Annotated in this window: 23 protein-coding genes and 2 pseudogenes; 10 read left to right on the top strand and 15 right to left on the bottom strand. The window is 67.0% G+C overall.

Features of this window, described 5'->3' with window-relative positions; translation table 11 throughout:
• Window positions 1-326: 326 nt before the first annotated feature.
• From AC5Y36_RS07610 to AC5Y36_RS07640, 7 genes are read right to left on the bottom strand one after another with little or no spacing between them, the layout of a single operon-like run.
• Window positions 327-1,829, bottom strand: coding sequence for an AMP-binding protein (locus AC5Y36_RS07610; protein WP_500040261.1), 1,503 nt, complete (start codon window positions 1,827-1,829; stop codon window positions 327-329).
• 36 nt (window positions 1,830-1,865) lie between these two features.
• Window positions 1,866-2,714: an SDR family oxidoreductase gene (locus tag AC5Y36_RS07615; protein WP_500040262.1), complete on the bottom strand. Its 849-nt coding sequence runs from the start codon at window positions 2,712-2,714 to the stop codon at window positions 1,866-1,868.
• 10 nt (window positions 2,715-2,724) lie between these two features.
• Window positions 2,725-3,588 (bottom strand): alpha/beta fold hydrolase, encoded by an 864-nt coding sequence (locus tag AC5Y36_RS07620; RefSeq protein ID WP_500040263.1) that lies wholly within the window; start codon window positions 3,586-3,588, stop codon window positions 2,725-2,727.
• Window positions 3,585-4,472, bottom strand: a complete 888-nt coding sequence (locus AC5Y36_RS07625) for an SDR family oxidoreductase (protein WP_500040264.1) — start codon at window positions 4,470-4,472, stop codon at window positions 3,585-3,587. The genes AC5Y36_RS07620 and AC5Y36_RS07625 overlap by 4 nt, the downstream gene beginning before the upstream one ends.
• A gap of 35 nt (window positions 4,473-4,507) precedes the next feature.
• On the bottom strand, window positions 4,508-4,942 hold the full coding sequence (locus AC5Y36_RS07630; RefSeq protein WP_500040265.1) for a type II toxin-antitoxin system Rv0910 family toxin: 435 nt from the start codon (window positions 4,940-4,942) through the stop codon (window positions 4,508-4,510).
• Between the two features lie 44 nt (window positions 4,943-4,986).
• Complete coding sequence (locus AC5Y36_RS07635; RefSeq protein ID WP_500040266.1) at window positions 4,987-6,186, bottom strand: lipid-transfer protein; 1,200 nt, start codon at window positions 6,184-6,186, stop codon at window positions 4,987-4,989.
• Between the two features lie 5 nt (window positions 6,187-6,191).
• Window positions 6,192-7,049 carry a MaoC/PaaZ C-terminal domain-containing protein gene (locus AC5Y36_RS07640; protein ID WP_500040267.1) on the bottom strand — a complete coding sequence of 286 codons (858 nt, stop codon included), beginning with the start codon at window positions 7,047-7,049 and terminating at the stop codon, window positions 6,192-6,194.
• Window positions 7,050-7,201: 152 nt separating this feature from the next.
• Between AC5Y36_RS07640 and AC5Y36_RS07645 the strand changes: the two genes are divergently transcribed.
• The 3 genes and pseudogenes from AC5Y36_RS07645 to AC5Y36_RS07655 all read left to right on the top strand — a co-directional run.
• Entirely contained in the window at window positions 7,202-8,203 is a 1,002-nt protein-coding gene (locus tag AC5Y36_RS07645; RefSeq protein ID WP_500040268.1) for an AraC family transcriptional regulator, read from the top strand.
• A gap of 140 nt (window positions 8,204-8,343) precedes the next feature.
• Window positions 8,344-9,468, top strand: a complete 1,125-nt coding sequence (locus AC5Y36_RS07650; RefSeq protein WP_500040375.1) for an acyl-CoA dehydrogenase family protein — start codon at window positions 8,344-8,346, stop codon at window positions 9,466-9,468.
• Between the two features lie 2 nt (window positions 9,469-9,470).
• Window positions 9,471-10,510 (top strand): annotated as a pseudogene (locus AC5Y36_RS07655) (CaiB/BaiF CoA transferase family protein); the annotation flags it as partial.
• A gap of 450 nt (window positions 10,511-10,960) precedes the next feature.
• On the opposite strand, the gene AC5Y36_RS07660 reads toward AC5Y36_RS07655, so the two are convergent.
• The 4 genes from AC5Y36_RS07660 to infC are packed head-to-tail and all read right to left on the bottom strand — an operon-like array spanning window position 10,961 to window position 12,985.
• Window positions 10,961-11,740, bottom strand: a complete 780-nt coding sequence (locus AC5Y36_RS07660) for a TrmH family RNA methyltransferase (RefSeq protein WP_500040269.1) — start codon at window positions 11,738-11,740, stop codon at window positions 10,961-10,963.
• A gap of 11 nt (window positions 11,741-11,751) precedes the next feature.
• The gene (rplT, locus tag AC5Y36_RS07665; protein ID WP_500040270.1) at window positions 11,752-12,141 is read right to left on the bottom strand and encodes a 50S ribosomal protein L20; all 390 of its coding nucleotides are present in this window, start codon (window positions 12,139-12,141) and stop codon (window positions 11,752-11,754) included.
• Window positions 12,142-12,186: 45 nt separating this feature from the next.
• Window positions 12,187-12,381, bottom strand: coding sequence for a 50S ribosomal protein L35 (rpmI, locus tag AC5Y36_RS07670; protein WP_500040271.1), 195 nt, complete (start codon window positions 12,379-12,381; stop codon window positions 12,187-12,189).
• 13 nt (window positions 12,382-12,394) lie between these two features.
• Entirely contained in the window at window positions 12,395-12,985 is a 591-nt protein-coding gene (infC, locus tag AC5Y36_RS07675; RefSeq protein WP_500040376.1) for a translation initiation factor IF-3, read from the bottom strand.
• Window positions 12,986-13,272: 287 nt separating this feature from the next.
• Here infC and AC5Y36_RS07680 point away from each other — a divergent pair, with 287 nt between their 5' ends.
• The 3 genes from AC5Y36_RS07680 (at window position 13,273) to AC5Y36_RS07690 (ending at window position 18,454) form a co-directional block, all read left to right on the top strand.
• Window positions 13,273-13,644: a DUF1844 domain-containing protein gene (locus AC5Y36_RS07680; protein ID WP_500040272.1), complete on the top strand. Its 372-nt coding sequence runs from the start codon at window positions 13,273-13,275 to the stop codon at window positions 13,642-13,644.
• Window positions 13,645-13,758: 114 nt separating this feature from the next.
• On the top strand, window positions 13,759-17,034 hold the full coding sequence (gene lysX / locus AC5Y36_RS07685; RefSeq protein WP_500040377.1) for a bifunctional lysylphosphatidylglycerol synthetase/lysine--tRNA ligase LysX: 3,276 nt from the start codon (window positions 13,759-13,761) through the stop codon (window positions 17,032-17,034).
• A gap of 88 nt (window positions 17,035-17,122) precedes the next feature.
• On the top strand, window positions 17,123-18,454 hold the full coding sequence (locus tag AC5Y36_RS07690; RefSeq protein WP_500040378.1) for an alpha/beta hydrolase: 1,332 nt from the start codon (window positions 17,123-17,125) through the stop codon (window positions 18,452-18,454).
• Window positions 18,455-18,494: 40 nt separating this feature from the next.
• Here the strand turns inward: AC5Y36_RS07690 and tnpB are convergent, their stop codons facing one another.
• From tnpB to AC5Y36_RS07705, 3 genes and pseudogenes are all read right to left on the bottom strand, one after another.
• The gene (gene tnpB, locus AC5Y36_RS07695; protein WP_500040273.1) at window positions 18,495-19,955 is read right to left on the bottom strand and encodes an IS607 family element RNA-guided endonuclease TnpB; all 1,461 of its coding nucleotides are present in this window, start codon (window positions 19,953-19,955) and stop codon (window positions 18,495-18,497) included.
• Window positions 19,948-20,481, bottom strand: a pseudogene (locus AC5Y36_RS07700) (IS607 family transposase); the annotation flags it as partial. The pseudogene AC5Y36_RS07700 and the gene tnpB, both read right to left, overlap by 8 nt.
• A gap of 39 nt (window positions 20,482-20,520) precedes the next feature.
• Window positions 20,521-20,877, bottom strand: coding sequence for a nuclear transport factor 2 family protein (locus AC5Y36_RS07705; protein ID WP_500040274.1), 357 nt, complete (start codon window positions 20,875-20,877; stop codon window positions 20,521-20,523).
• 84 nt (window positions 20,878-20,961) lie between these two features.
• Here AC5Y36_RS07705 and AC5Y36_RS07710 point away from each other — a divergent pair, with 84 nt between their 5' ends.
• The 4 genes from AC5Y36_RS07710 (at window position 20,962) to AC5Y36_RS07725 (ending at window position 23,892) form a co-directional block, all read left to right on the top strand.
• The gene (locus AC5Y36_RS07710) at window positions 20,962-21,162 is read left to right on the top strand and encodes a hypothetical protein (RefSeq protein WP_500040275.1); all 201 of its coding nucleotides are present in this window, start codon (window positions 20,962-20,964) and stop codon (window positions 21,160-21,162) included.
• A 3-nt stretch (window positions 21,163-21,165) separates the two neighbouring features.
• A complete protein-coding gene (locus AC5Y36_RS07715; protein ID WP_500040276.1) occupies window positions 21,166-22,368 on the top strand; it encodes a winged helix DNA-binding domain-containing protein in 1,203 nt (400 codons plus the stop codon).
• A 120-nt stretch (window positions 22,369-22,488) separates the two neighbouring features.
• Window positions 22,489-22,671, top strand: coding sequence for a hypothetical protein (locus AC5Y36_RS07720; protein ID WP_500040277.1), 183 nt, complete (start codon window positions 22,489-22,491; stop codon window positions 22,669-22,671).
• A gap of 375 nt (window positions 22,672-23,046) precedes the next feature.
• Window positions 23,047-23,892: a hypothetical protein gene (locus AC5Y36_RS07725; RefSeq protein WP_500040278.1), complete on the top strand. Its 846-nt coding sequence runs from the start codon at window positions 23,047-23,049 to the stop codon at window positions 23,890-23,892.
• A gap of 34 nt (window positions 23,893-23,926) precedes the next feature.
• On the opposite strand, the gene AC5Y36_RS07730 is transcribed toward AC5Y36_RS07725, so the two are convergent.
• Window positions 23,927-25,396, bottom strand: coding sequence for a class I adenylate-forming enzyme family protein (locus tag AC5Y36_RS07730; RefSeq protein ID WP_500040279.1), 1,470 nt, complete (start codon window positions 25,394-25,396; stop codon window positions 23,927-23,929).
• Window positions 25,397-25,443 lie beyond the last annotated feature (47 nt).

Consider the following 25,443-nt stretch of genomic DNA (forward strand, 5'->3'; position numbering starts at 1 on the left):
GGTGGTCCATGGACCGGTTGGCGTCGAACCAGAACACGTGCAGCATGGTCATGGCGCTGTCGTGGGTGATCCGCCAGCGCCCACCCTGATCGGCCGACACGATCGGCTTGGTAGGAGGCTTGCCAAAACCCTCCCGTAGTGGAAACGGTGACCCCGGCCAGGTTGTCGGGTGCGGGCTGGATGTCGGTGACGACGAAGGCAGCAGCCTGTGCGCGTTCATCCGGTTGAGACAGTCGTCGGTAGTATCGCTTCCTCGGGGGTGAACCCCGGGGGTAACGATGTCGGTCTTGTTCGCGGCGGGGGTGTAGGTCTCCGAGTTGGGACTCCTAGATCTTGGCCTCGGCGTCGCGCCAGTACAGGTCGCGGATCTTGCGTTTGAACAGTTTCCCGGAATCCTCGCGCGGCAGGTTGTCGTCGAACACGACGGTCTTGGGTACCTTGAAGCCGGCGAGTCGCTCGCGCAGGAAGGCACGCACCTCGTCGGCGGTCAGGCTGAAGCCGTCGTCGACTTCGATGTGGGCGGCCAGCGATTCACCGTATTCTTCGTCCGGGATACCGAACACCGCGCAATCACGGACCGCGGGCATCTCGTAGAGCACCGCCTCGATTTCGGCGGGGTAGATGTTGACGCCGCCGGAGATCACCATGTCGTTGGCGCGGTCGGTCAGGTACAGGTACCCGTCCTCGTCGAGACGGCCCATGTCGCCGACGGTGACGAAGCCGTCGAGTTCCATCTCCCGGCGTTTATTGTCGTCGCGGTGGTAGCTGAAGCCGGGCCAGTAGTCGGCCGGCTTGATGTAGATCACCCCCACCTCGCCGGTCGGCAGCTGCTCCCGGGTTTCCGGGTCGACGATGCGGACCTGCGCACCGTCGGCCGGGCAGCCGACCGTCCCCGGATGGGCCAGCCACTCTTCGCTGGTGCACCACACCGCCGGTCCGGTCTCGGATCCGCCGTAATACTCGCTGACGATGGGCCCGAACCAGTCGATGATCGCCCGCTTGATGTGGGGCGGGCACGGGGCCGCGGAGTGCACGATCGTCTGCAGGGAGGAGATGTCGTAGCGGCCGCGCACCTCATCGGGCAGTCGCAGCAGCCGGGTGAACATGGTCGGCACCATCTGCACCTGCTGCACGCGGTGGCGTTCTACCGTCGCCAGGAACTCCTCGGCGTCGAATCGCGGCATCACGGTGATGTCCATCCCGAGTTTGGTGGCCAGCACCGCCATGGTGTTGGGTGCGGTGTGATACAGCGGCGCGGGAATGAGGGTCCGTACCCCCGGCCCGAGCCCCATACGCTGCATGGTCGCCATGGCCACCTGCAGGATGCGCTCGGCGGAAACCGGTTCCCGGACAATGCCCTTGGGCCGCCCGGTGGTCCCCGAGGTGTAGATCATGCCGAGACCGGCCGACGGGGTGAACTCCGCGCCGTCGGCATCCTGAGAGTTCAGCCAACTCTCGTAGTCTCGGGGGTCCGCCGCCGGGGCGCCGTCGGCCGGAACCACCAGCAGTAGGATCGCGGTGCCGGTCTGTTCGACGGTGGCAAGGAAGTCCGAACCCACGAACGCCGCCTTGCTTTCGCTGTTGTCGAGCAGATAGTGGAGTTCTTCGGATTTCCAGTGCCAGTTCACCGGGACCGGATTGGCGCCGGCCAGCGCGATACCCGTGGTCACCTCCAGGAACTCGACGGAGTTCGGCAACACGACCGCTACGTTGTCGCCCGCCGCGATGCCCAGGCCGCGCAGGCCCGCTGCGATCCGCGCGGCGCGGGCGTGCAGCTCGTCGTAGGACCGCTGCACCGTGTTGCAGCGAATCATCGCGGCGTCAGACATATCAGACCTTTCCGTTGACTTGCGAGTCGTGATCAATCAGCTGTGGCGGGCGCGTTCCTCATAGTCTCGACGCCGTTCGGTGTCCACGTCGTCGAGAAAGACCGTTTCGCCGCCGAGCACTCGGGCCAACCACTCGGCGAAGCCACGCGGCAAGAATTTCTGCGTCGCCGCGAGGCCACCGGCGAGCTTGGTCACCCGGACCCGCGGCCGGGGCTTGCCGACCAAGCGGACGATCGCCGCGGCAATATCAGCGGGTTCGGCGTTTCTGACGCCGCGGATGCCTTTGGTACCGGCGGTCAGCTCGGTGTTGACGAAGGACGGCATCACAATCGAGAACTCGACACCGGTGTTGCGGTGCTCGACGCGGGCGGCATCGGTGAATCCCACCACCGCGAACTTGCTGGCGCAGTAGGTGGACATCCCTGAGCCGTAGATTTCGCCGGCCAGCGACGCCACATTGATGATATGGCCGTGGTGCCGGCCCCGCATACGCTGCGCGGCGAGCTTCGAGCCGATGATCACGCCCATGACGTTGATGTCGATGATGCGCCGGGTCACTGGGTCAGGCTCGTCGACCAGCCGGCCGACCGGCATGATTCCGGCGTTGTTCACCAGTACGTCGATCGGTCCGAGCTTGTGTTCGACCTGGTCGAGAAATGCCGCGAAAGAATCCCGGTCAGTGACGTCGAGCTTGCCGTAGAACGCCAGATCGACCTCGTCGGCGGCGTTCTTGACGGCGACGTCGTCGATGTCTCCGATGGCCACCTTCGCACCCAGCTTGTGCAAGGCGGTCGCCGTCGCCAGCCCGATACCCCGCGCACCGCCGGTGATGACAACGACTTTGCCGCGCACCGCTGCTGCCCGATCTGCCTTTGAAACTGTCATGGCAACTCCTTCATACGGTGCCGGTACGAATCCCGCCCGCGGCGCCTGCCAGTTCCAGGGCGAGGGCGGTGACGCGGTCCGGCGCGTCCAGGTGGGGACAGTGCCCGATGCCGTCCAGCAGCTCGAGTCGACTCGCTGGATTGGCGGCATGCAGGCGCTTGCTGGCCGCGACCGAGACGAGCTTGTCCCGGGTGCCGTGCACGAACACGGTGGGATAGCTGATGTCATGTGCGGTGGCGACCACCGCGACCTCGAACATCAGCGGGCCGCCGAGGACGGCGAGATCGCGCCGTATTTGCCGCGAGCCGAGCTGATCGGTAAGCAGGGCGACTGTGGCGGCGTCGGCGAGCCGGTAGTCGCCGTAAAGCAGTCGGGCGCCGACGATGTTCGCGCCGCGCCCGAGGATCCCACGTGGCAGCGGGAGGCCGGCCAGTCCGGCCAGTGTCCGGCCGCGGCGGATCATCCCGGCCTTCATCAGCGGCGTCCACCGGTCGGTGGCGGTAGCCAGGGCGACCAGCCCGCAGACCGGCAGATCGGGTTCGGTGTCGAGCAATCGCACGGCGCTGCTCGCACCGAGCGAGTTGGCCACCAGCACAACGGGAGTGCCGGCTCCGTGCGTGGTCACCACGGCCCGTAGAAACGTCACCAGCTGTGGCAGGAAAGGACCCGGCGAGGGTGGGTCGGCCTCGCCGAAGCCGGGCAGGTCGACCGCGATGGCCGCCTGCCCGGCCGCGGCGCACCGCTGCAGGATGGGACGCCAACACGGCGCGGGATGGCCGAATCCGTGCACCAGAACCAGCGTCGGACCCGCTCCGTCGACATACAGCTCGCGGGTAGCGACACCGGCGTAGGTTGCGCGCCGTTCGCCGATCATTCGGTTGCGGCCCAGTGATCCAGTTGCGCGGGCAGCTTGTCCAACAGCCAGGGGCCGTCGGTCTCGACGACATCCTTGGTGGTCCAGCCCTGCAGCAGCGACACCGCGCCACCCTGCACCGCGAGGACCTTGCCGGTCAACGGGCAGTCCTCGGAGGCGAGGTACACCACGACCGGGGCGATGTTGGCCGGGCTGAAGGCGTCGAACTCGCCGTCGGGAACTTCTTCCAAGAACATCGCGCTCATGCCCGGGGTGGCCAGGGTGAGGCGGGTGCGCGCCACCGGGGCGATCGCGTTCACCCGCACGCCGTAGCGCTCGAGTTCCAGTGCGGCCACCTCGGTGAGGGCAGCGATACCGGCCTTGGCCGCACCGTAGTTGGCCTGCCCCGCGTTGGGCAAGAACGTGCCGGATGCCGACGCGGTGTTGACCACCGCGGCCTTGACCTCTTTACCGGCCTTGACCTGATCCTTCCAGTAGGCCGCGGCATGGTGGAGCACCGAGAAATGGCCCTTGAGGTGCACCGCGATCACTGAGTCCCACTGTGACTCGTCCATGCCCGCGATGAACGCGTCGCGGAGGATACCCGCGTTGTTCACCACGACGTTCAGGCCGCCGAACTCGGAGATGGCTTGGTCAACAAGACCTTTCGCCCCGCTCCAGGTGGCGATGTTGTCGGTGTTGGCCACGGCCTTGCCGCCGGCGGCGATGATTTCGTCGACCACCTGCTGAGCCGGCCCGGCGTCCGTGCCGCTGCCGTCGTTGCTGCCACCGAGGTCATTGACGACCACGCTGGCACCTTCCTTGGCGAAGAGCAGCGCATGTTCGCGACCGATACCGCGCCCGGCGCCGGTGATGACGGCGACGCGATTCTCCATTGAACCCATTGTGTTTTCCTTCGTAGTCGGGGCTGACGTCCCGGTCAGACGATCAGCGCGGTCAGGTTGTCCAGGGAGGCTTCGAGCTCCTTGGTGGAGGCCCGCTCGATCGCACCGCCGATGGCGCCGACCATCATCTGGCTGATGAACTCCGCGTCGAGCGTCGCGATCGACGCGTCGTCACCCTTGGGCTCGACAGTCAGCGTGAAGGTGATCTTGGCGCCTGCCATGCCGGTGCCCGAGAACTTGGTGCTGTTCGGCGCGTCGTACTCGTCGACGGTGAAGGTGATCGTGTTGGCCATGCCCATGATGGTGAGGACCTCGGCCATCGTTGCACCCTTGGACAGCTGCGCGGGCGGCGCTTCCTTCCACTTGGTGTGCAAGGTCAGCCACTCCTCGAACCGGTTCGGGTCGGAGAGCACCGCCCACACCTTTTCCTGCGGCGCCGCAAACTCTCGGGTCACGTTCGATGATGCCATTTTCATGCTCCTTGTTCGTGATCGGTATTGTGGGACAGTGTGTTTCAGCGCTGGGCTGGCCGGTAGGCGGTGACGACGGCGGCGCCACCGAGACCGATGTTGTGGGCGAGGGCAACCTTGGCGTTCGGCACCTGGCGGGCGTCGGCCTGGCCCCGCAACTGCCACGTCATCTCGGCGCACTGCGCGAGCCCGGTCGCGCCGAGGGGGTGGCCCTTGGAGATGAGCCCGCCGGACGGGTTGACCACCCAGCGGCCGCCGTAGGTGGTGTCGCCGGCGTCGACCAGTTTGTGGCCCTCACCTTCGGCGCACAGGCCCAGCGCCTCGTAGGTGAGCAGTTCGTTGGGGGCGAAACAGTCGTGCAGTTCGATGACGTCGATGTCCTCGGGGGTGATTCCGGCCTGCTCGTAGACGTTGCGCGCCGCGGTGGCGCTCATGTCGTAGCCGACGAGCGCACGGGCGGTTTTCGCGGAGAACGTCGACTCGGTGTCGGTGATCAGCGACTGGCCCACGATTTCCACGGCGCGATCGGCGAGATCGTGCTCCTCGACGAAGCGCTCGCTGGCCAGAACCGCGGCGCCGGAGCCGTCCGAGGTGGGCGAGCACATCAGCCGCGTCATCTGCAGCGGCTCGTAGACCATCTTCGCGGACTGGATCTCCTCCAGCGTGTACACATCCTGGAACTGGGCATACGGGTTGCTCGCCGAGTGCCGGTGGTTCTTCTCGGCGATCTTGGCGTAGTGCTCCGGGGTGGAGCCGTACTGCTCCATGTGCTCGGCACCCGCGGCGCCGAACATCCAGGGCGCCACCGGCATTGCGAAGTCCCGCAGCTGAGCGAGGGCCTCGATGTGGCGCAGCAGCGGCTGCTCCCGGTCGGAGAAGCCGGCGTCGAGTGAGCCGCTCTGCATCTTCTCGAACCCGATCGCGAGCGCGCAGTCGGCCAGCCCGCCGCGAATCGCCCGGGCGGCCAGGTACAGCGCCGAGGACCCGGTGGAGCAGTTGTTGTTGACGTTGACCACCGGGATGCCGGTCATGCCGAGCTCGTAGATGGCCCGCTCGCCGGAAGTCGAGTCACCGTAGACGTATCCGGCGGCGGCCTCCTGGATCTTGCCGTACTCCATCCCGGCGTCCTCCAGCGCCTTGGTGCCGGATTCCTTCGCCATCGCCGGGTAATCCCAGCCCTCGCGGCGGCCCGGCTTCTCGAACTTCGTCATGCCGACGCCGACGACGAATACCTTGTTGGACATAATGTTCACTCCTTGAATTCGGCGAGACCGTCGGTGATGACGAACTTGTCGGGCTTCTCGTCGCCCGCGGTCTCGTAGGCGTACACACCGTCTTCCTTGCGCCAGATCCGGCTGGTAATGGTCTCTTTCGGCCGGCCCGGCTTCGACAGACGCACCGCCAGCCGCTTCAACCGGGCGGGATCTTCGGGGCAGATCTTGGTGATCAACGCGTGTGAGGTGAAGGCGATGGTGCACAGCCCGTGGATGATGATCCCGGGCAGGCCCATGGCCTTGGCGAATTCGTCGTCCAGATGGATCGGCATCGGATCGCCGGCCGGCTCGCTGTACCGGAAGGTCTGGTCCTCGTCGAACTGCTGGACCGCGGTGAAGTCCGGGTCGCGCTCGCGCAGCGAGTCGTCGAACGCGTGATCGGGCGCGGGAACTCCCAGAGAGCCGTCGAATTGGCCGCCGCGGAAGAACCCGATGAAGTACTGCTCGTTGACCAGGTCACCGCGGTTGCTGCGCGTTTCCATCAGCGTGGTCACCACCACCCCGGAAGACTTGCCCTCGATGCCGATCGGCTTGGCCCGAACGGTGAGCACCTCGCCGGGCTCGATCGGCCGGTGGAACCGGAAGTCGTGCTCGCCATGCAGGATTCGCAGCATCAGATCGTCCGGGACCACAGACATGGTGGCGTCGGCCATCATCACCATCGCCGGCACGACGGCGAACACCGGCGGCGCGTAGGTGCCGTCCAAGTGCTGGGCGATCGGGTCGTTGGTGGCCTTGGCGTAAGCGATTGTGCGCTCGGCCTCAACCTTGAACTCCTGCTCGTCGCCCCATACATCGAGGCGGTCGAGGTTGTATCCCTCGTTATCGGCCACTGGTGAACTCCTGTGCGCATCATCGGGCGAGTTGTCGGGGTCGACGCTACGGAGCGGGGCCGCGCCGCGGCGATGACCAAACCTCTCGCCCCGTTGACCGAAACGCTCACGTCTTTCACCGGTGGGCCGGTCCGGTTGCTACGGTCGGCGTCATGTCCGCCGAGTCTGGATACACGATCGCGATTCGGCGCGTGCAGGACATGGTTGAGCTGGGAAGACGCCTGAACTTGGACGTCGAGGCCCTGCTCACCGAGGCGAGCATCGAGCCGATGCTGCTCGACGAGGGGCGCTCGCGCGTCACGATGGCCCAGGCCGCCGCGTTGATTCGAGACGTGTGGCGGGTCACCGATGACGAGCTGCTCGGCCTGGGTTTGCAGCCGGTGCCGCGCGGCACCTTCCGGCTGGTGTGCTTCGGTCTGCTCAGCGCCGCCGACGTGCGTGTCGCCCTGGAACGGTTCGAAAGCTTCAACAAGTCCCTGCCGGGGGTTCCGCCGGTGATGCTGTGCGAGGACGCGGGAGCCGCCCGCCTCTCGTTCGACATCAGCGCGGTGCCGCAGCCGGTGGCCCTGGCCATCGACACCATGCTGGCCGTCATGCACCGCTTCATCGGCTGGGCGATTCGTCGCAGGGTGGCGCTGCGAGGGGTCGAGGTGCCGTACCCGGCCGATCCCGGACTTGACGACTACGACCTGCTTTTCGGTGCGCCCGTGCGGTTCTCGGCACCGGCGCCGGCGCTGGTGTTCGACGCCGAGGTGCTCTCCGCACCGATCGTGCGCAACGAGCAGGAGTTGATGGACTTCCTTCGGGACGCCCCCGCCGGGGTGCTCGAACGACGTGACTACGGGGTCTCGCTGACCAGCCAGGTGCGGCGCATCCTGCAACGCGGGCTCACCGGAGCTTGGCCCAGCGTCGATGACATCGCGGCCGAGCTGGCCATGAGCCCGCAGACCCTGCGGCGCAAGCTGCGCGAGGAGAACACCTCGGCTCGCGACATCCGGGAAGACATCCTGCGCGACGCCGCCATCGACAGCCTGGTGCGCGGCGACGAAACCGTCGCGGCCCTGTCCCGCCGGCTCGGCTTCTCCGAACCCAGCGCGTTCTCCCGGGCCTTCCGGCGCTGGACCGGTAGCGCGCCGGGCTCATATCAGCACTGAACCGCCGTGGCACCGTGAGCGATCCGGTCAACGAGGTGATCGCCGCGGTCATTGGTGGCCGCCCTCCAGACCCATAGCGTCGAAGCAGAGTCATCACAGAACAGAGGAGTTCCACTGTGGCCTTGCACCGATCAGCATGGATGGACAAGGACCTGGACGCGCTGACCGATCTCGCGCGCCGGTTCTACGAGAAGGAATGCACCCCGAACGAGGAGCGGTGGGGCGCCCAGCAGCACACCGACCGCGAGGTCTGGAAAAAGGCCGGTGACCTCGGCCTGCTGTGCCCGAGCATCCCCGAGGAGTACGGCGGCGGCGGCGGCACCTTCGCCCATGACGCAGTGATCGCGATCGAGCAGATGCGTGCCCTGGCACCGAGTTTCGGTGGCCCGCTGCACAGCACCATCGTCGCCCACTACATCAGCAGCTATGGCACCGAAGAGCAGAAGCAGGCCTGGCTGCCGAAGATGGCCAGCGGCGAAGCCATCGGCGCCATCGCCATGACCGAGCCGGGCACCGGCTCGGATCTGCAGAACATCAAGACCAAGGCCGTCAAGGATGGTGACGACTATGTGATCAACGGATCCAAGACGTTCATCTCCAATGGCTACCTGGCGGATCTGGTGATCGTGGCCGCCAAGACTAATCCCGAGAGCAGCGGCGTGGACAGCACCTCGCTCATTGTGGTGGAGACCGATCGCGACGGCTTCCGGCGTGGCCGCAACCTGGAGAAGATCGGCCAGCACGGCCAGGACACCGTCGAGCTGTTCTTCGACGACGTCCGGGTTCCCCAGTCCAACCTGGTGGGGACCACCGAAGGGCTGGGTTTCATCCAGCTGATGCAGCAGCTGCCCCAGGAGCGGCTTTTCCTCGCCGTGATCGCGGCTGCCGTGATCGAGAAGACCGTCGAGCTTACCGTCGCCTACACCAAGGAGCGGGAAGCGTTCGGCAAACCCATCTTCAAGTTCCAGAACACCCAGTTCGTGCTCGCCGAGTGCGACACCATCAAGAGCGTTGCGTGGAGCTTCGTCGATGACTGCATCGCCAAGCACCTGGTGGGCGAATTGGACGTGCCGACCGTGGCCAAGGCCAAGTGGTGGCTCGCCGACCAGCAGTGCAAGGTCGCCGACGAATGTCTCCAGTTGTTCGGTGGCTACGGCTACATGACCGAGTACCCGATCTCTCGCGTGTTCGCCGACTCCCGTATCCAGAAGATCTACGGGGGCACCAACGAAATCATGAAGATGATCATCGGAAAGAGCCTGTGACGATGGGACCGCTGCACGGCGTCAAGGTCGTCGAGATGGCAGGGCTGGCGCCGGCCCCGTTCGGTGCCATGATCCTGGCCGACCTGGGCGCCGAGGTGGTACGGGTCGACCGCGGCGGCGCTCCCGGCGGCGGGTTGGTGCCGCCCGACGGGCCGCTGGACCGCGGCAAGCACACCATCCGGCTCGACCTCAAAGAACCCGCGGACCGCGAGACCCTCTTTGCGCTCGTCGACGCCGCGGACGTGTTCATCGAGGGCTTCCGTCCCGGTGTCGCCGAACGGCTCGGAATCGGTCCCGACGACCTGATGTCGCGCAACCCGCGGCTGCTGTACGGACGGATGACCGGCTACGGGCCGGACGGACCGCTGGCCCCTCTGGCCGGGCACGACATCAACTACATCGCGATCTCCGGGGCGCTCGATCTCGTCGGCCGCGCCGGGGAGCGTCCGCTGCCCCCCCGCCAACATCATCGGCGATTTCGCCGGCGGCGGAATGCTTCTCGCACTCGGCGTGCTCGGCGGGCTCTACGAGCGCGAACGCTCCGGCCTCGGGCAGGTGATCGACGCGGCGATGGTCGACGGTTCGGCGCTGCTCACCGCATTCATGCATGGCATGCACCAGAACGGGCTGTGGGACCAGCCTCGCGGGCAGAACCTGCTCGACGGTGGCGCTCCGTTCTACGACACCTACGAGTGCGCCGACGGCAAATACGTGGCTGTCGGCTGCGTCGAGCACCCGTTCTATCTGCAGCTGCTGGACGGACTCGGCATCGACGATCCGGAGCTGCCGTTCCAGCTCGACGGCACCCGCTGGGATGAACTGCGCGACGTCATCGGCGCCAAGTTCAAGCAACGCACCCGTGACGAATGGGCGGCGGCCTTCGCTGAAATCGGATGCCTGCGTCGTGCCCGTGCTGAGTCCGTGGGAGGCACACCAGCACCCGCACAACCAGGCCCGTAACGCCTTCATCGAGGTCGATGGAGTGCGTCAGCCCGCACCGGCACCGCGATTCAGCCGAACACCGGCAGCGACACCGAAGCCGCTGTCCGACGACCCGGAAGAGATTCGGAATCTGTTGTCCCGCTGGAAGGTTGCCAGGCCCAAGACCGAAGGAGAGCAGGTCATCCGACTAACAGGCTGGGTGACCCGAGTGGCCAATATCCCAGCCAAGGCGGTTTCGAAGGTTCTCACCAGACCGACAGCAGCAGGGCGAAACCGTCCGCTCTAATCGCTGCACCTCCTCGAGAACCTACGCGGCGGAAGCCTTGATACGAGTAAAGAAAGTTCTCACCGCCTCCCGCCGCCGCATCGTCGGGCCAGGTCACTGAGGAGGGCCTGATCGGTCCGTGGCGGCGGACGGAAGTGACAGCGGACGGCAGCGGCCACCGCGTCATGCGGGTCGCGTCCGGGGGCGCCGGCGAGCCGATTCGATACAGCCCCAACGGGTCAGATTGATGGCACCTCACCCTGTGTCACCTCACCCTGTGTCACCTCACCCAACGGGCCGCTGGACGTGCGCGCTCTGGTAGAGGCAGATCGCCGCGGCGGCAGCGACATTGAGACTTTCCGCCCCGCCGGTCATCGGGATCCGCACCCGGTGATCGGCCAGCGCGGCGACGTCGGCCGCCAGGCCATGGGCTTCCGGCCCGAACAGCCACGCCGTCGGCGCCGCCAGCTGCGCGTCATCGAGGGTCGTCTCACCGTCCAGCGTGGTGGCCAGTATCTGTAGACCGGCGTCACGCAAGGCGGCGACCGCGACGGCCGCGTCGGGGACCTCGATGACCGGCACCGAGAAGATGCTGCCCGCCGACGCCCGCAGGCATTTGCCGTTGTACGGGTCGACGCTGTTGCCGGTCAGGATCACCGCGGCCGCACCCATCGCATCGGCGATCCGGATCAGCGTGCCGGCGTTGCCCGGTTCACCGATCCCGACCGCCACCGCGATCAGGCGCGGATCGCCGGCCAGGATCTGGTCCAGCGCAGGGTTCGGCACCTCGCAGACCGCCACCAGTCCCGATGGAGTCACCGTGTCCGACAATGCTTTTGCCGCACGCTCGGTCACCAGGTGGATCGTGGCCGACGAGGTGTCCAGCAGCGCGGCGTGGCGGCGCGCCGCGGCCTCGGTGGCGTAGATCTCGGCGACCAGGCCGCGCCGCGACGCCGCCTCGACCAGGTTGAACCCTTCAGCCAGAAACCGCTGCGCGCGCTGCCGGCCGACATGCCGGTGCAGTTTGACCGCCGCGACCACCCGGGCCGAGCGTTCGGTCAGCAAGCCTGCGGCGGTCAGGCGGCCTCGCCGGACGGCGCATTCACATCACTGGGCAGCGCCTTACGGGCGACCTCGACGAGCGCGGCGAACGCCTGCGGGTCGCTGACCGCGATCTCGGCAAGGTTCTTGCGGTCCACCTCGACCCCGGCGGCCTTGAGACCCTGGATCAGCCGGTTGTAGGTGATGTCGTTGGCCCGAGCCGCCGCGTTGATCCGCGAGATCCACAGCTTGCGGAACTCGCCCTTGCGGGCGCGGCGGTCACGGTAGGCGTAGGTCAGCGAATGCAGCTGCTGCTCTTTGGCTTTGCGGTAGAGCCGGGACCGCTGTCCACGGTAGCCTTTGGAGGCCTTCAGGACTGTGCGCCGCTTCTTCTGGGCGTTGACTGCCCGCTTCACGCGTGCCATGGGGTGTTCCTACTCTCGTTGAAAAAGGTAAGGGGAAGGCTCTCGTCAGCCGTTGAGCATCTTGTTGACACGCCGGGTGTCGTTGGCCGCCACCACGGTACGACCGGCGAGCCGGCGGGTGCGGGTGGTCGACTTGTGCTCAAGCAGGTGCCGACGGTTGGCCTTCTGGCGCACGATCTTCCCGGTTCCGGTACGCCGGAAACGCTTGGCGGCGCCGCTGTGGGTTTTGGCCTTAGGCATGTGTCCTCAGTTCCTAGTTTTCTGGTGTGTCGTCGGCTGCGGGTTTGACCGCAGCCGCGCCGGCTTGTTCAGCGGCCTTGGCGCGGGTCTTGGCACCGCGGTGCGGTGCCAGCACCATCGTCATGTTGCGGCCGTCCTGCTTGGCGGAGGTCTCGACGAAGCCGTAGTCGGCGACGTCGGCGCCCAGCCGCTGCAGCAGTCGGTAGCCCAGTTCGGGCCGGGACTGCTCGCGTCCGCGGAACATGATCGTCACCTTGACCTTCGACCCGGCTTCCAGGAAGCGAACCACGTGGCCCTTCTTGGTCTCGTAGTCGTGGTCGTCGATCTTGGGACGCAGCTTCTGTTCCTTGACGACGGTCTGCTGCTGGTTCTTGCGAGACTCTCGTGCCTTCTGCGCCGCCTCGTATTTGTACTTGCCGTAGTCCATGATCTTGCAGACCGGAGGCCTGGCATTGGGGGCGACTTCGACGAGGTCGAGATCGGCATCTGCGGCGACGCGAAGCGCATCTTCGATGCGCACGATGCCTACCTGCTCCCCTCCCGGGCCGATCAATCGGACTTCAGGTACGCGAATGCGCTCGTTGACGCGGATCTCAGTGCTGATGGGACCTCCCTGGGTAGTCTTCCGGTCACGACCCTCGCCTGGCCAGGCCCGGGAATCAGCAGGGGAAGAATCCGCCCATCAGCGAAAAAGCCCTGCATACAGCAGGGCCCGATGCCGACCGATCATGGCCCTCCCCGGAGGGTGAACCACCTGCGCAACGCGCAGAACGGATATCCAGCGATACCCGCGACCGGACCGCTGAGCCGATCCGGCCAACGGTGGGAGTGGGACTCCACTTGCTGTCCCTGGCGTACGCCGGGACGGTCGCGCGTGTCAGTCTAGCAGTTGTGACCCCCGATCCAGACATCCAGCCGACGCCCACCCCGGACGACCCGCCGGTGCGCGAGCTCGCCGACATCCCCGCCGTGGAAGTGATCACCCGAGCCGCGGTGATGCTGATGAGCGCCGCGGCCGAGAAACTGGGCCTGGGCGCCGCGGACCCCGACACCAGCCCGCACCGCGACCTCGACGAGGCGCGGCGGCTGATCACCGCGCTGGCCGGGCTGGTGACCGCCTCGGCGCAGTACCTCGGGTTGCACGCCGCCCCGGTCCGCGACGGCCTGAAAAGTCTGCAGTTGGCGTTCCGGGAAGCCAGCGCGGCCCCCGACGAGCCCGGGCAGGGTCCCGGCGAACGGCAGACCGGCCCCGTATCGACGTAACCGAGACGTTTCCGTTCACCCATTACACGGTTTGACGGCTTATCCTCGCGCCTTGTGACCGTGACCGTGACCGTGCCCCGGGTGAACCGCCGGCCGGGTACCCGCTTTCACTGGGTGCCCGCGACCGCGGGCTGGATCGTCGGTATCACCGCCACCCTGTCGCTGCTGGGCAGTGTGTCGCCGCTGATCCGGTGGATCATCAAGGTTCCGCGGGAATTCGTCGACCACTACCTGTTCAACTTCCCCGACACCAGCGTGGCGTGGGCGTTTGTGCTGGCGCTGCTGGCCGCGGCGCTGACCGCGCGCAAGCGCATCGCGTGGTGGCTGCTGCTGGGCAACCTGGCGGTGGCGGCCGCGCTCAACGTCATCGACCTGACCACCCGCCAGCCCACCCGGCTGGGCGTCATCGGCGCGACCGTCGGCTTGATACTGCAGGCGGCGACGATCATCCTGCTGCTGCCGGCCTACCGGGAGTTCTGGGCCAAGGTCCGTCGCGGCGCCCTGCTGCGGTCGGCGATCGTGCTGGGGGTCGCCTGGACGGTCGGCATCCTGATTTCCTGGGGGCTGGTGGAACTGCTGCCGGGCACCCTGCAACCGGCCTACCGACTGCCCTACGTGATCAATCGGGTGGTCGGGTTCGCGGTGGTCGAGTCGGGCTTCTTCGCCGGCAAACCCGACGTGGTGCTGCGGTCGGTGTTCGGGCTGTTCGGCGCGATGGCGTTGATCGCCGCCGCGATCGTGCTGTTCTTGTCCCAGCGCGCCGAGAACGCGCTGACCGGGCAGGACGAGTCGGCCATCCGCGGGCTGCTGGAGTTGTACGGCAAGAACGACTCGCTGGGCTATTTCGCCACCCGCCGCGACAAGTCGGTGGTGTTCGCCCCGAGCGGCCGCGCCGCCATCACCTACCGCGTCGAGGTCGGCGTCTGCCTGGCCAGCGGCGACCCTCTCGGTGACCCCAAGGCGTGGCCGCAGGCGATCAGCACCTGGCTGCGGCATTGCCAGGATTACGGCTGGACCCCCGGCGTGATGGGCGCCAGTTCGCAAGGTGCGCAAGCGTTCCGCGAAGCCGGTCTGAACGCGCTGGAGCTCGGCGACGAGGCCATTCTGCATCCGTCGGACTTCCGGCTGTCCGGCCCCGACATGCGTGCGGTCCGCCAGGCGGTGACGCGGGCGCGACGCTCCGGTCTGACGGTGCGCTTCCGCCGGCACCACGAGATCCCGGCCGAGGAGATGACCCAGCTGATCCAGCGGGCCGACGCCTGGCGGGACACCGAATCCGAGCGGGGTTTCTCGATGGCGCTGGGGCGTCTGGGTGATCCGGCCGACGGCGATTGCCTGCTGGTCGAGGCCATGCGCCGGGACGGCGCTGGAGACACCGTGGTGGCGATGCTGTCGCTGGTGCCGTGGGGCCAAAGCGGTGTCTCGCTGGATCTGATGCGCCGTTCCCCGCAGTCCCCCAACGGCACCATCGAGTTGATGGTCAGCGAGTTGGCGTTGCAGGCCAACGGCATCGGCGTCAACCGCATTTCGTTGAACTTCGCCATGTTCCGCTCGGCCTTCGAGCAGGGCGCGCAACTCGGGGCCGGGCCGATCGCCCGGTTGTGGCGCCGTCTGCTGCAGTTCTTCTCGCGATGGTGGCAGTTGGAGTCGTTGTACCGCTCGAACATGAAATACCAACCCGAATGGGTGCCGCGCTATGCGTGTTACGAGGATGCGCGGCTGATCCCGCGGGTCGGCATCGCCTCAGTCATCGCCGAAGGCTTTTTGATCCTGCCGTTCTCCCGGCGCAACGAGCAGCACACCGGCCACCACACATCGGTGCCGGAGAACCTGGTGGCGACCGGACTGCTGCACGGCGACGGCTCGGCACCGGACCTGTCGTCGTTGCCGGCCGACCTGATCGGGAACGCCGAACGGGGCGCCCGCCTGCCCGAACAGGTGCGAGTGCGGATGCACAAGCTGAAAGCCTTGCAGGAGGGCGGCGTCGACGCCTATCCGGTAGGGCTGCCGCCCAGCCACACGGTCGCCGAAGCGCTGGCCGGCCGGGACGACGACGACGGCTCTGCTGTATCGGTCGCCGGGCGTGTGCTGCGGATGCGTGACTACGGCGGGGTGCTGTTCGCCCAGCTGCGCGACTGGTCGGGTGAGCTGCAGCTGCTGCTGGACAATTCAGTGCTATCCCAGGGCCGTGCAGCTGATTTCGGCAACGCCATCGACCTCGGTGACCTGGTCGAGGCGACCGGGCAGATCGGCTTCAGCAAGTCCGGGACCCGATCGCTGATCGTGCGCAGCTGGCGGCTGACCGGCAAATGCCTTCGCCCGCTGCCCGACAAGTGGAAGGGGCTCACCGATCCCGAGGCCCGCGTCCGCAACCGCTATGTGGATCTTGCGGTCAACGTCGAATCCAGGCAGCTGATCAGCGCCCGCAGCAACGTGCTGCAAGCCATCCGGCACACATTGCATGCCAAGGGGTTCCTCGAAGTGGAAACCCCGATCCTGCAGCCGATTCACGGCGGCGCCAACGCCCGACCCTTCATCACCCACATCAACGCCTACGACCTGGATCTGTATCTGCGTATCGCGCCGGAGCTGTACCTGAAGCGGCTCTGCGTCGGCGGCGTGGAGCGGGTCTTCGAGCTGGGCCGCGCTTTCCGCAACGAGGGCGTCGACTTCAGCCACAACCCGGAATTCACGCTGTTGGAGGCCTACCAGGCGCACGCGGACTACCGGGTGTGGATCGACGGTGCCCGGGAGTTGATCCAGAACGCCGCGGCGGCCGCCAACGGCGAGCAGGTGGTGATGCGGCCCCGCGACGGGGGCGGGCTGCAGCCGGTGGACATCTCCGGCGACTGGCCGGTGCGCACCGTGCACGACGCGGTTTCCGACGCGCTCGGTGAGCACATCGACGCCGACACCGACGTGGTCGCCCTGCGCCGGTTGTGCGATGCGGCCGGAATCCGCTATCTGGCGCAGTGGGACGCCGGCGCGGTGGTCCTGGAGCTCTACGAGCACCTGGTCGAAGACCGCACCGAACAGCCCACGTTCTACACCGATTTCCCCACCTCGGTGTCACCGTTGACCCGGCCGCACCGCAGCAAGCCGGGGGTCGCCGAACGGTGGGATCTGGTGGCCTGGGGCGTCGAATTGGGCACCGCCTACAGCGAACTCACCGATCCGGTGGAACAGCGGCGGCGTCTGCAGCAGCAGTCGCTGCTGGCCGCCGGTGGGGATCCGGAGGCGATGGAGCTCGATGAGGACTTCTTGCAGGCCATGGAGTATGCGATGCCGCCGACCGGCGGGCTGGGGATGGGCGTCGACCGGGTGGTCATGCTGATCACCGGCCGCAGCATCCGCGAGACGCTGCCCTTCCCGCTGGCCAAACTGCGCTGAACACGCCAGCTCACAGCGCCTTCTCAGTGTTGCGGCTCACGATGTAGCAGTGAGGGCTTCGGTGCTCGCCGCGGAGCACACGTCGTTGATGCACGGCTGGCTGCCGCTGACCGTGCAGGCTTTGACGGTGGCGGCACTGGTGGTCGCGGTCGGCTGGCGCTCGCGCCGCTGGCGGCTGCTGGCGCTGCCGGTGGCCACGGCGCTGGGCGTCGCCGTCGCGGCGGTGGTGCACTGGTACATCACCGCCGGCGGCCTGGCCGACGATTCAGCGCCCACCGTGCTGTGGATCTGGCTGGCGCTGAGCGGTCTGGCCGCGGCGGTCGTGATCCTCGGGTGGCGCAGCGCACGGTGGTGGCGCCGCGGTCTGTCGCTGCTGGCGGCGCCGGCCTGCCTGCTCAGCGCGGCGTTGGCGCTCAACCTGTGGGTCGGCTACTTCCCCACCGTCCAGAACGCCTGGAACCAGCTGACCGCCGGGCCGTTGCCCGACCAGACCGACCGCGCGACCATCGCCGCGATGACGGCCGCCGGCATGGTGCCGGCCAAAGGTCGCGTTGTGCCGGTGACGATTCCGGCCGACAAGTCACATTTCAAGCATCGCGGCGAGCTGGTCTACCTGCCGCCGGCGTGGTTCACCCACAATCCGCCACCGCCGCTGCCGACGGTGATGATGATCGGTGGCGAATTCAACACCCCCGCCGACTGGCTGCGGGCCGGGGAAGCCGTGACCACCGTCGACGACTTCGCCGCCGCACATCACGGCAACGCCCCGGTCCTGGTGTTCGTCGACTCCGGCGGATCGTTCAACAACGACACCGAATGCGTCAACGGGCCGCGCGGCCGGGCGGCTGACCACCTCACCAAAGATGTGGGGCCCTATCTGGTCTCCGAATTCGGGGTCAGTCCGCGGCCGCAGCATTGGGGCGTCGTCGGCTGGTCGATGGGCGGCACCTGCGCGGTCGATCTGACCGTCATGCACCCGGAGCTGTTCAGCGCCTTCGTCGACATCGCCGGCGATGTGGGTCCCAACGCCGGATCCAAAGCCCAGTCCATCAGCCGGCTGTTCGGTGGCGATGCCAACGCCTGGGCGGCGTTCGACCCGACGACGGTGATGACCAGACACGGCCGCTACTCCGGGGTGTCGGGCTGGTTCGCGATCAACACCTCAGCACCGGCACCGCATGGGGCGACGCCGGTCAACCCCGCCGCGTTCGCACCGACGACCGGCGCGGGCGGACAGCTCGGGGCGGCGCAGTCGCTGTGCGGAACCGGGCGCGATCACGGAATCACGTGCGCGGTCGTCGCTCAACCGGGCAAACATGACTGGCCGTTCGCCGCGCGGGTGTTTCGCGCCTCGCTGCCCTGGCTGGCCGGGGTGATCGGCACGCCGGGCGTGCCGCGGGTGCCGTTGCCGGGGGCGTAACCGTTGCCGTTTGGTGAGCGAATGTGAGTCCGCTTGTCCATTAGGCAGCCTCGCCTTGCGGGGAGGCGGTCCCCGTCTGATCCACCGGGTGGTGGTGCGGGGTTGACGCTTCATCGCCGGCTGCCTCGCCCGCTGGTGCGGGTTCGGTCTCACGCGTGGCTCCACGTCCTGCCACCGGGCCACTCCCGGCGGAACTCTGTTCACCCACCTGTGTGGGTACGCCGAGTCGGGCGAGGGTGATCGCAGCCCCCAGATCACGATCGATCTGATGACCGCAGTCGTCGCAGTCGAAGACTCGATCGGCCAGGGTGAGGTTTGGCTTTCGCCTCCCACAGGCCGTGCACGTCTTCGACGACGGAAAATAACGGTCGGCCTCCACCAGATGGCTGCCGTACCACCGTGTTTTGTAGCCGAGCATGCGCCGGATCTCGGCCAAAGCAGCATCAGCGAGCGCCCGGTTGAGACCCCGCTTGTAGGCGCCGCCTTTGGTGCGCATACCGGCGGCGTTCAACGTTTCGACCACCACCACCTGGTGCTGCTGGGCCAGGGCGGTGGTGGCCTTGTGCAGCACGTCGCGGCGCACCGCGGCGGCATGAGCATGAGTGCGGCCGATCCGGGCCTGAGTGCGCCGCCACCGATTCGACGGCACCTGCTTGGCCTTCGTTGCCGGGTCGTAGGGGCCACGCTGGCGCGCAGCTCGGCGCTGCAACGCCCGCAACCGAGCCTGCGCCGCGGTCAACGACTTCGGCGCACCGACGCGGTCAACCTCGATCCCGTCGGGTGTAGCCACGACCAGCAGACTGTCGGCTTTGACCCCAACGTCGACACCGACCACCGAATGCGGGGACGGCCGTGCGTGAGCGGGCCGGGCCTTGCCCGCCACGATGGTCTGCAGGGCGCAATGCCAGCGCCCAGCACTGTCTTGACGCACGGTGGCCGACAGGATCCGCGCCGTGCCGGTCTCGATCCGTCGGGCGAGCTTGCGGGTCGACTCATGGGTACGGACCGTACCCAGGCGTGGCAACGTGACATGGCGGCGATCAGCCTCGACCCGGATCACCCCGGTGGTGAATCGCACCGCTCTTGGCGCTCGCGCCGACTTGAACCGCGGAAACCCGACCACCGGACCCTTGCGCTGCCCCGTCCGGGACTTCGACCACGCATCCAATCCGCGGGCCAACCCGTCCAGACCGGTGTTGTAGGCCTCCTTGGAGTTCTCGCCCCACCACGGCGCGCACGTGGGCTTGCGCTGATTCCACGCCTTGCGCAGCGCCGGCAACGACCACCCCACTGACGGGGTCAACTCCGCTTCGCCGATGCCGTAACTGCGTTCAGCGCTCCGCTGATCCATCACGGCCTTGACCAACGCGAGCATGTGATTGTGCGCGAAACGCGCAGCCCCGGCATGAGAGGTCAACCCGCGCAACTGCGTTGGTGTGGGATCCGACGCGAACCGATACGCCTGCGCAGTCCAACCCTCGGGGATCTCGAACCTAGCCACCAGCAACCACCCCGACAGGCTCGGCCTGTTTGGTGGCGGTCACCGCACGCATCGCCCGGTTCCGCGCCCCACGCCGGCCATACAGACGTGCACACATCGAGGTCAGCACCTCGATCATGTCGCGCACTAGATCATCGTCAGTTTCGCCCTGGTCGGCAACGATGATCCTGCGGCCCTGCGCGCACAACGCCGCTTCGAGGTGCTCCACCCCGAACCGCGCCAACCGATCCCGATGCTCCACGACCACCACCGAAGCAGACGGGTCCGACAGAACCCGCCGTAACTTCCGGCGCTTCCCGTTCAGACCCGACCCGACCTCGGTCACCACCTCGCCGACCACATAACCATTCGAAGTCGCCCAATCAGCCAATCGTGCAACCTGCCGATCCAGATCAGCCCGTTGATCATGCGAAGACACCCGCGCATAAACGACGGTGCGTCCCGACTCCCCGGCCTCCGGCGCATCGACCCACATCGTCCCCGACTCCAACCGGCGAGCAGGCACCGGCATCCGATCCTCCCGGAATCACGTTTACTCACATAACGCCGAGCAGTTCAGAACCCCCTACCGCGCAACCTGATACGTGCCGTGCCCTTCGATCACCAGGCCGTCGTCGAATTTGAGGACCTCGTTGACGAGGTGGTCGTTCTGGTTGCGGTAGGTGATGACGACGGTGTCGATGCCCTGGTAGACGCCTTCGACGGCGAACCGGAGGTCCGGAACGTGTTGCACGGCAGCCAGCCAGTAGCGGCGTAGCGCCGGCTTGCCACGGACCACGCCCGCCGTCTGCGGTAGCAGCGTGGCAGCCACCGGCGAGGTGAAGACGATGTCCTCGTGGAACTCGGCGAGCACCGCGTCCACGTCGTGCGCGTTCCAGTTCGCACACCACCGCTCGGCGAAGGCGCGGGCATCGAGGTTCATGGCGGGCACCGTAGCACCGGCACGCCGCGCTGCCCCACCGATTTTCACCGCCGGGATGTCGGATGACCGGAGTACGATGGCGCCATGTCCCACGACACCGTGCCCAGCTTCGAATCCGTGCGGGAGAAGATCGAAAGCCGGTACAGCACCGCGGCGGGCGCCGCCGAGTTGGACGCCGAGACGCCGGAGGGGGCCGCCGTCGAGGAGCAGTACGCGGCCCGGCAGCGGGCGGCCGCCGACCGGCTGGACGAGATTCGCGCTGCGATGCGCGACGAGCAGCGCTGAGCGGTGCGGTCGTTTTCCGTCGCGGAGCGGCGCAACCGCTTGGCGCGCAGGCACTTCCTGGCCGCGCAGCAGGACTCGATCGCGCACATCACCACCGCGCTGATCGGTCTGCACGGCAGCGATCCCGCCACCCCATACCTGTCGCTGTGGGCGCGATCGGCCGGCTTCGCCACCGGCGACCTGGATCGCGCGCTGTACCGGGACCGGTCGGTGGTGAAGCACCTGGCGATGCGGCGCACCCTGTGGCTGATCGGCGCCGACCGGTTCACGGCGGTGCAGGCCGCCGCCAGTGACCGGGTCGCCGACAACGAAAGCCGTCGGCTGATCGCCGATGCCGTCAAGGCCGGGGTGGCCGCCGACAGTGAAACCTGGCTCAAGCGGGCCGCCGCCGCCGTACTGCAGCACCTCGACCAGCACGGCCCGGCCAGCAGTGCCGAGTTGCGGACCGCACTGCCGGAGCTGGCCGGCAGCTACGACCCGGCGCCCGGCAAGCCCTACGGCGGCACCACTCCGCTGGCGCCGCGGGTGATGACGGTGCTGTCCGCGCGCGGGGAGATCGTGCGCGGCCCCAACGACGGTGGATGGACCGTGTCGCGGCCGCGGTGGGCCGCCGCCGCGGAATGGCTGGGCGGGCCCAACGCCCCGGTGAGCGCCGACGCGGCGCGCGCCGAACTGACCCGCGCCTGGCTGGCGGCGTTCGGCCCGGCCACCGCCGAGGACATCACCTGGTGGTTCGGCAGCACCAAGACCGCGGTCCGAAAAGCGTTGCGCGACATCGGCGCCGTCGACGTCAACCTGCACGGCGCACCCGGCTGCGCGCTGCCCGACGACCTGGAACCCGACCCCGGCGTTGCGCCGTGGGGCGCGCTGCTGCCCGCCCTGGACGTCACCCCGATGGGCTGGTATCACCGCGACTGGTACCTCGGCGGGCACCGCGGCCAGCTGTTCGACCGCACCGGCAATATCGGCCCGACGGCCTGGTGGAACGGGCGGATCGTCGGCGGCTGGTGCCAGGACGCCGACGCACGGGTGCAGCTGCAACTGCTGGAGGATCCCGGCCGCGACGGGCGGCGGGTACTGCAGCGGCGGGCCGACGACCTGACCGACTGGCTGGGCGGGGTGCGGGTCAGCCCGCGGTTCCCGTCGCCGCTGGCCAAGGCAGCTAGCATCGCTTCACCCTCGACCAACCTACGGACGACCAGTTGAGCGCTGGTTCCCGATCGCGACATTCCCTCCCGCCGCACCGTTCACGGCCCGCGTTGCGGCGTATTGATGTGCGCGCGCCAGCGACAAGCCGCGATGTTGTGGCGCTCGGACCATACTCGTATGGCGTTCAAGAAGACTACGGTGATGGTCGACGAGAACGACCTGGCGGTAATCAAGGAGACGGCCGCGGCGACTACTGTAGTCGCGATTTCGGCGGGTGCGGGTTACGCGCTGACCTACCCCGGGTACCCGCCATCCGATCTGGCGAATCGGTTCGATTGTCGCAGCCAGGGCCTCAGGTGAGTCGTCGAACCGCTTGACTGGCCGACGGCGGAGAATGCCTTGCGGAACTTGTTCAGCGTGGTCTGCCGCCACACGGTGGGCGGGCCGGCGTCCTTGGGGCAGTTGTTTCGAATTTGCCGGACTGCTGCCTGTCGACTGCCGTTCTCTTTGGCGCAGTGATTGTTTGGGCGGTAGCCTCCGACGCGGACGGCAATTTGCACTGCGGTGAAGGCGCCCGACTTGGGGCGGTGGAGGCCTAGCTCAGCAGCTCACGGCACACCAACCGCTGCGGCACCACAGACGCCAGCGTGTCCCAAACGGGGCTTGTCGTTCGCTACACAATATGTTTATTATGTAGCACCACCTCGGAGGGGCGCCTGCGGAGAAGGAGCGTTCATGGCTTGCCAACCGGCCACCGACGGCACTTCACCCGTCCCGGTCGGCATTCAACCGGTACCGTGCGACTTTGTTCCGGCCAGCCCCGAAGCCTTCAAAATTTTCACCACCCTCATGGCGGTGATTGGGGTCGGCGCCGTGATCTATATGGTGTTCGAAGCTCGCCGCACAAGAAGCGTCCTCCCCCTATGGCTGCTGATCAGTTCTGCAATGTGTGCCGTGCTCGCAGAGCCTCTCGGTGACATCATTGGCGGCATTTACATCGCCAAAGAAGCCCCGCTTCACCTGTTTACCATCCTCGGACGGCCGATGCCGCTTGCAGATGTGTGCGTCTGGCTGACACTCGGCGTGGCGACCTATGTCATGTACGGCCTGATGCTGCGCGGCGCGAGTCTTACGCAACTGCTACTCGTCACCGGTGCGATCGGCGTGGGCGAGGTTGTCGTCGAGATGATCGTGGTGCGACTTCACTTGATGCTCTACTACAGCAACCATGCGCTGGTCTTTGGAGTTCCGATATCCTCCGTTGTTCAAAACGCGGTATGCAGCATGATGCTCGCGTCGATCTTGATCGTGATGATGCCCCATATTCGCGGAATTCGCTGGCTGATCTTCATTGTCTGGCTTCCGTGCATGGGCATGGGCTTCATGATGGCCACCACCATCCCATCGTTCATCGGCATCCACGAATACCACCGGATCAGCCCGCTGACCGGATGGCTGCTGGCGTTGACTGCGGTGGGCTTGAACCTGCTGGCGGCAGTTGCCCTCGCGAACATTGATCAGGTCCGGCAGCTTCGCAACCCCAAGGCGACGGTAAGCGGACGGGAACCGTCCCAAGTCTGATCCTCCCAGCTCGAGCAACGCCAGCGCGAGGGGATCACACCGATGACGGTGAGGCCACCGGATCGATGTCGATGAGTTTGCGCCGAACGAGCTTCCCGGACGACGTCGTAGGTAGTTGTGCAACGAAGACGACCGCACGAGGTCGCTTGTAGGCGGCGAGCGTCGTCGCGCAGTGATCCAGCACGGATTCTTCAGTCGGGGCTGTTTGCGGCTTCGCGACGACGAACGCGACAGCGATTTCACCGCGGACCCGGTCGGATCGTCGGCCGACCGCCACCATCGCGACATCCGGGTGCGTGGCGATCACCCGCTCGATTTCAGCTGGGTAGACGTTGTAGCCACCAGTGATGATCATGTCTTTGATCCGGTCGACAATGAAGAAGTGACCAGTCTTGTCGCGGTAGGCGACGTCCCCGGTACGCAGCCATCCGGTAGGAAGGATGGTCTCCGCTGTCGCTTCCGGCTTTCCGTAGTAGCCCAACATGACGATGGGACCGCGCACCTGCAGTTCGCCCCGTTCACCGGGAGGCAATTCGCGGTCCGAGCCATCCAGTGGGCCAATACGCATGTCGACGCCGGGCAGTGAGACGCCAATGGACCCGGGCACTGGTGGTGCGAGCACGCTGTGGGTGGCGCCCAGGCCGGAAAGCTCAGTCATGCCCCACAGCTCAATCACCGGCGCACGGCTGCGGCGTTGCCAGTCCTCAAGCACTGCCACCGCCAGGGTTTGGCCACCGACCGTCGACAGTCGCAGGCTCGATAAGTCAGTCGTCTCGATCCCTGGGTGGGCGAGCAGCATCGAATACATCGTGGGCACCCCTTCGAACAGGGTGGCGCGTTCGCCTTCGATGAGCTGCAGCGCCTCGCCGGCATCGAACCGGTCCATCAGGACGACGGTGCCGCCGGCCAAGAAGGTGGAGTTGATGGCCACATTGCCGTACACGTGTGCAGCGGGCAGGGCGGTGACCATGACGTCGTGGGGTCCGCGGTGATGCATCGATAGGGTAAGTGCACAGTTGAGCAGAATCGATTGGTGAGACTGCATGGCGCCCTTGGGGTATCCCGTGGTGCCGGATGTGTAGGCAATGGCGCCCAGCTCACCGGGGGCCGGGCAGTACGGCATATGCCTGACGCGGTTGCCGTCGGCGAGTAGGTCATCAAATGACAACGCGTCGTCGGACTCGATGTTGGTGGCTCCGAAGGTCACCAGCAGGCCGACAGAGTCCACATCGGTCAGCGCGGTGGCGGCCGTAACGGCTTGTGCAGCACCGCACAGGAGCGCGTCAGATCCGCAGTCGTTGAGAACATGAGTCAGCTCGGGCCCGGTCAGCATCGAATTGATTGGGTTGACCACTGCGCCCGCGCGCAACGCGGCGTGGTAGCCGACGATCCATTCCCAGCTGTTCTGCCCATATAGCGATACCACGCTGCCTGGACCGATCCGCCGCTGCTGGAGTGCCGCGGCCCCCGCGCGTGAACGCCGCTCCAACTCCCGATAGGTCAAGCGGCAACAGTGGGTGATCAGCGCTTCCTTGTGCGGAAAGCGCTCAG

Source organism: Mycobacterium sp. NGS50, assembly GCF_059812545.1.

Bases quoted from the DNA above. Each gene is read 5' to 3' on its own strand.
- AC5Y36_RS07610 (WP_500040261.1), bottom strand. From the start codon at position 1,829: ATGTCTGACGCCGCGATGATTCGCTGCAACACGGTGCAGCGGTCCTAC.
- AC5Y36_RS07615 (WP_500040262.1), bottom strand. From the start codon at position 2,714: ATGACAGTTTCAAAGGCAGATCGGGCAGCAGCGGTGCGCGGCAAAGTC.
- AC5Y36_RS07620 (WP_500040263.1), bottom strand. From the start codon at position 3,588: ATGATCGGCGAACGGCGCGCAACCTACGCCGGTGTCGCTACCCGCGAG.
- AC5Y36_RS07625 (WP_500040264.1), bottom strand. From the start codon at position 4,472: ATGGGTTCAATGGAGAATCGCGTCGCCGTCATCACCGGCGCCGGGCGC.
- AC5Y36_RS07630 (WP_500040265.1), bottom strand. From the start codon at position 4,942: ATGGCATCATCGAACGTGACCCGAGAGTTTGCGGCGCCGCAGGAAAAG.
- AC5Y36_RS07635 (WP_500040266.1), bottom strand. From the start codon at position 6,186: ATGTCCAACAAGGTATTCGTCGTCGGCGTCGGCATGACGAAGTTCGAG.
- AC5Y36_RS07645 (WP_500040268.1), top strand. From the start codon at position 7,202: ATGTCCGCCGAGTCTGGATACACGATCGCGATTCGGCGCGTGCAGGAC.
- AC5Y36_RS07650 (WP_500040375.1), top strand. From the start codon at position 8,344: ATGGACAAGGACCTGGACGCGCTGACCGATCTCGCGCGCCGGTTCTAC.
- rplT (WP_500040270.1), bottom strand. From the start codon at position 12,141: ATGGCACGCGTGAAGCGGGCAGTCAACGCCCAGAAGAAGCGGCGCACA.
- rpmI (WP_500040271.1), bottom strand. From the start codon at position 12,381: ATGCCTAAGGCCAAAACCCACAGCGGCGCCGCCAAGCGTTTCCGGCGT.
- AC5Y36_RS07690 (WP_500040378.1), top strand. From the start codon at position 17,123: ATGCACGGCTGGCTGCCGCTGACCGTGCAGGCTTTGACGGTGGCGGCA.
- AC5Y36_RS07705 (WP_500040274.1), bottom strand. From the start codon at position 20,877: ATGAACCTCGATGCCCGCGCCTTCGCCGAGCGGTGGTGTGCGAACTGG.
- AC5Y36_RS07710 (WP_500040275.1), top strand. From the start codon at position 20,962: ATGTCCCACGACACCGTGCCCAGCTTCGAATCCGTGCGGGAGAAGATC.
- AC5Y36_RS07720 (WP_500040277.1), top strand. From the start codon at position 22,489: ATGGCGTTCAAGAAGACTACGGTGATGGTCGACGAGAACGACCTGGCG.
- AC5Y36_RS07725 (WP_500040278.1), top strand. From the start codon at position 23,047: ATGGCTTGCCAACCGGCCACCGACGGCACTTCACCCGTCCCGGTCGGC.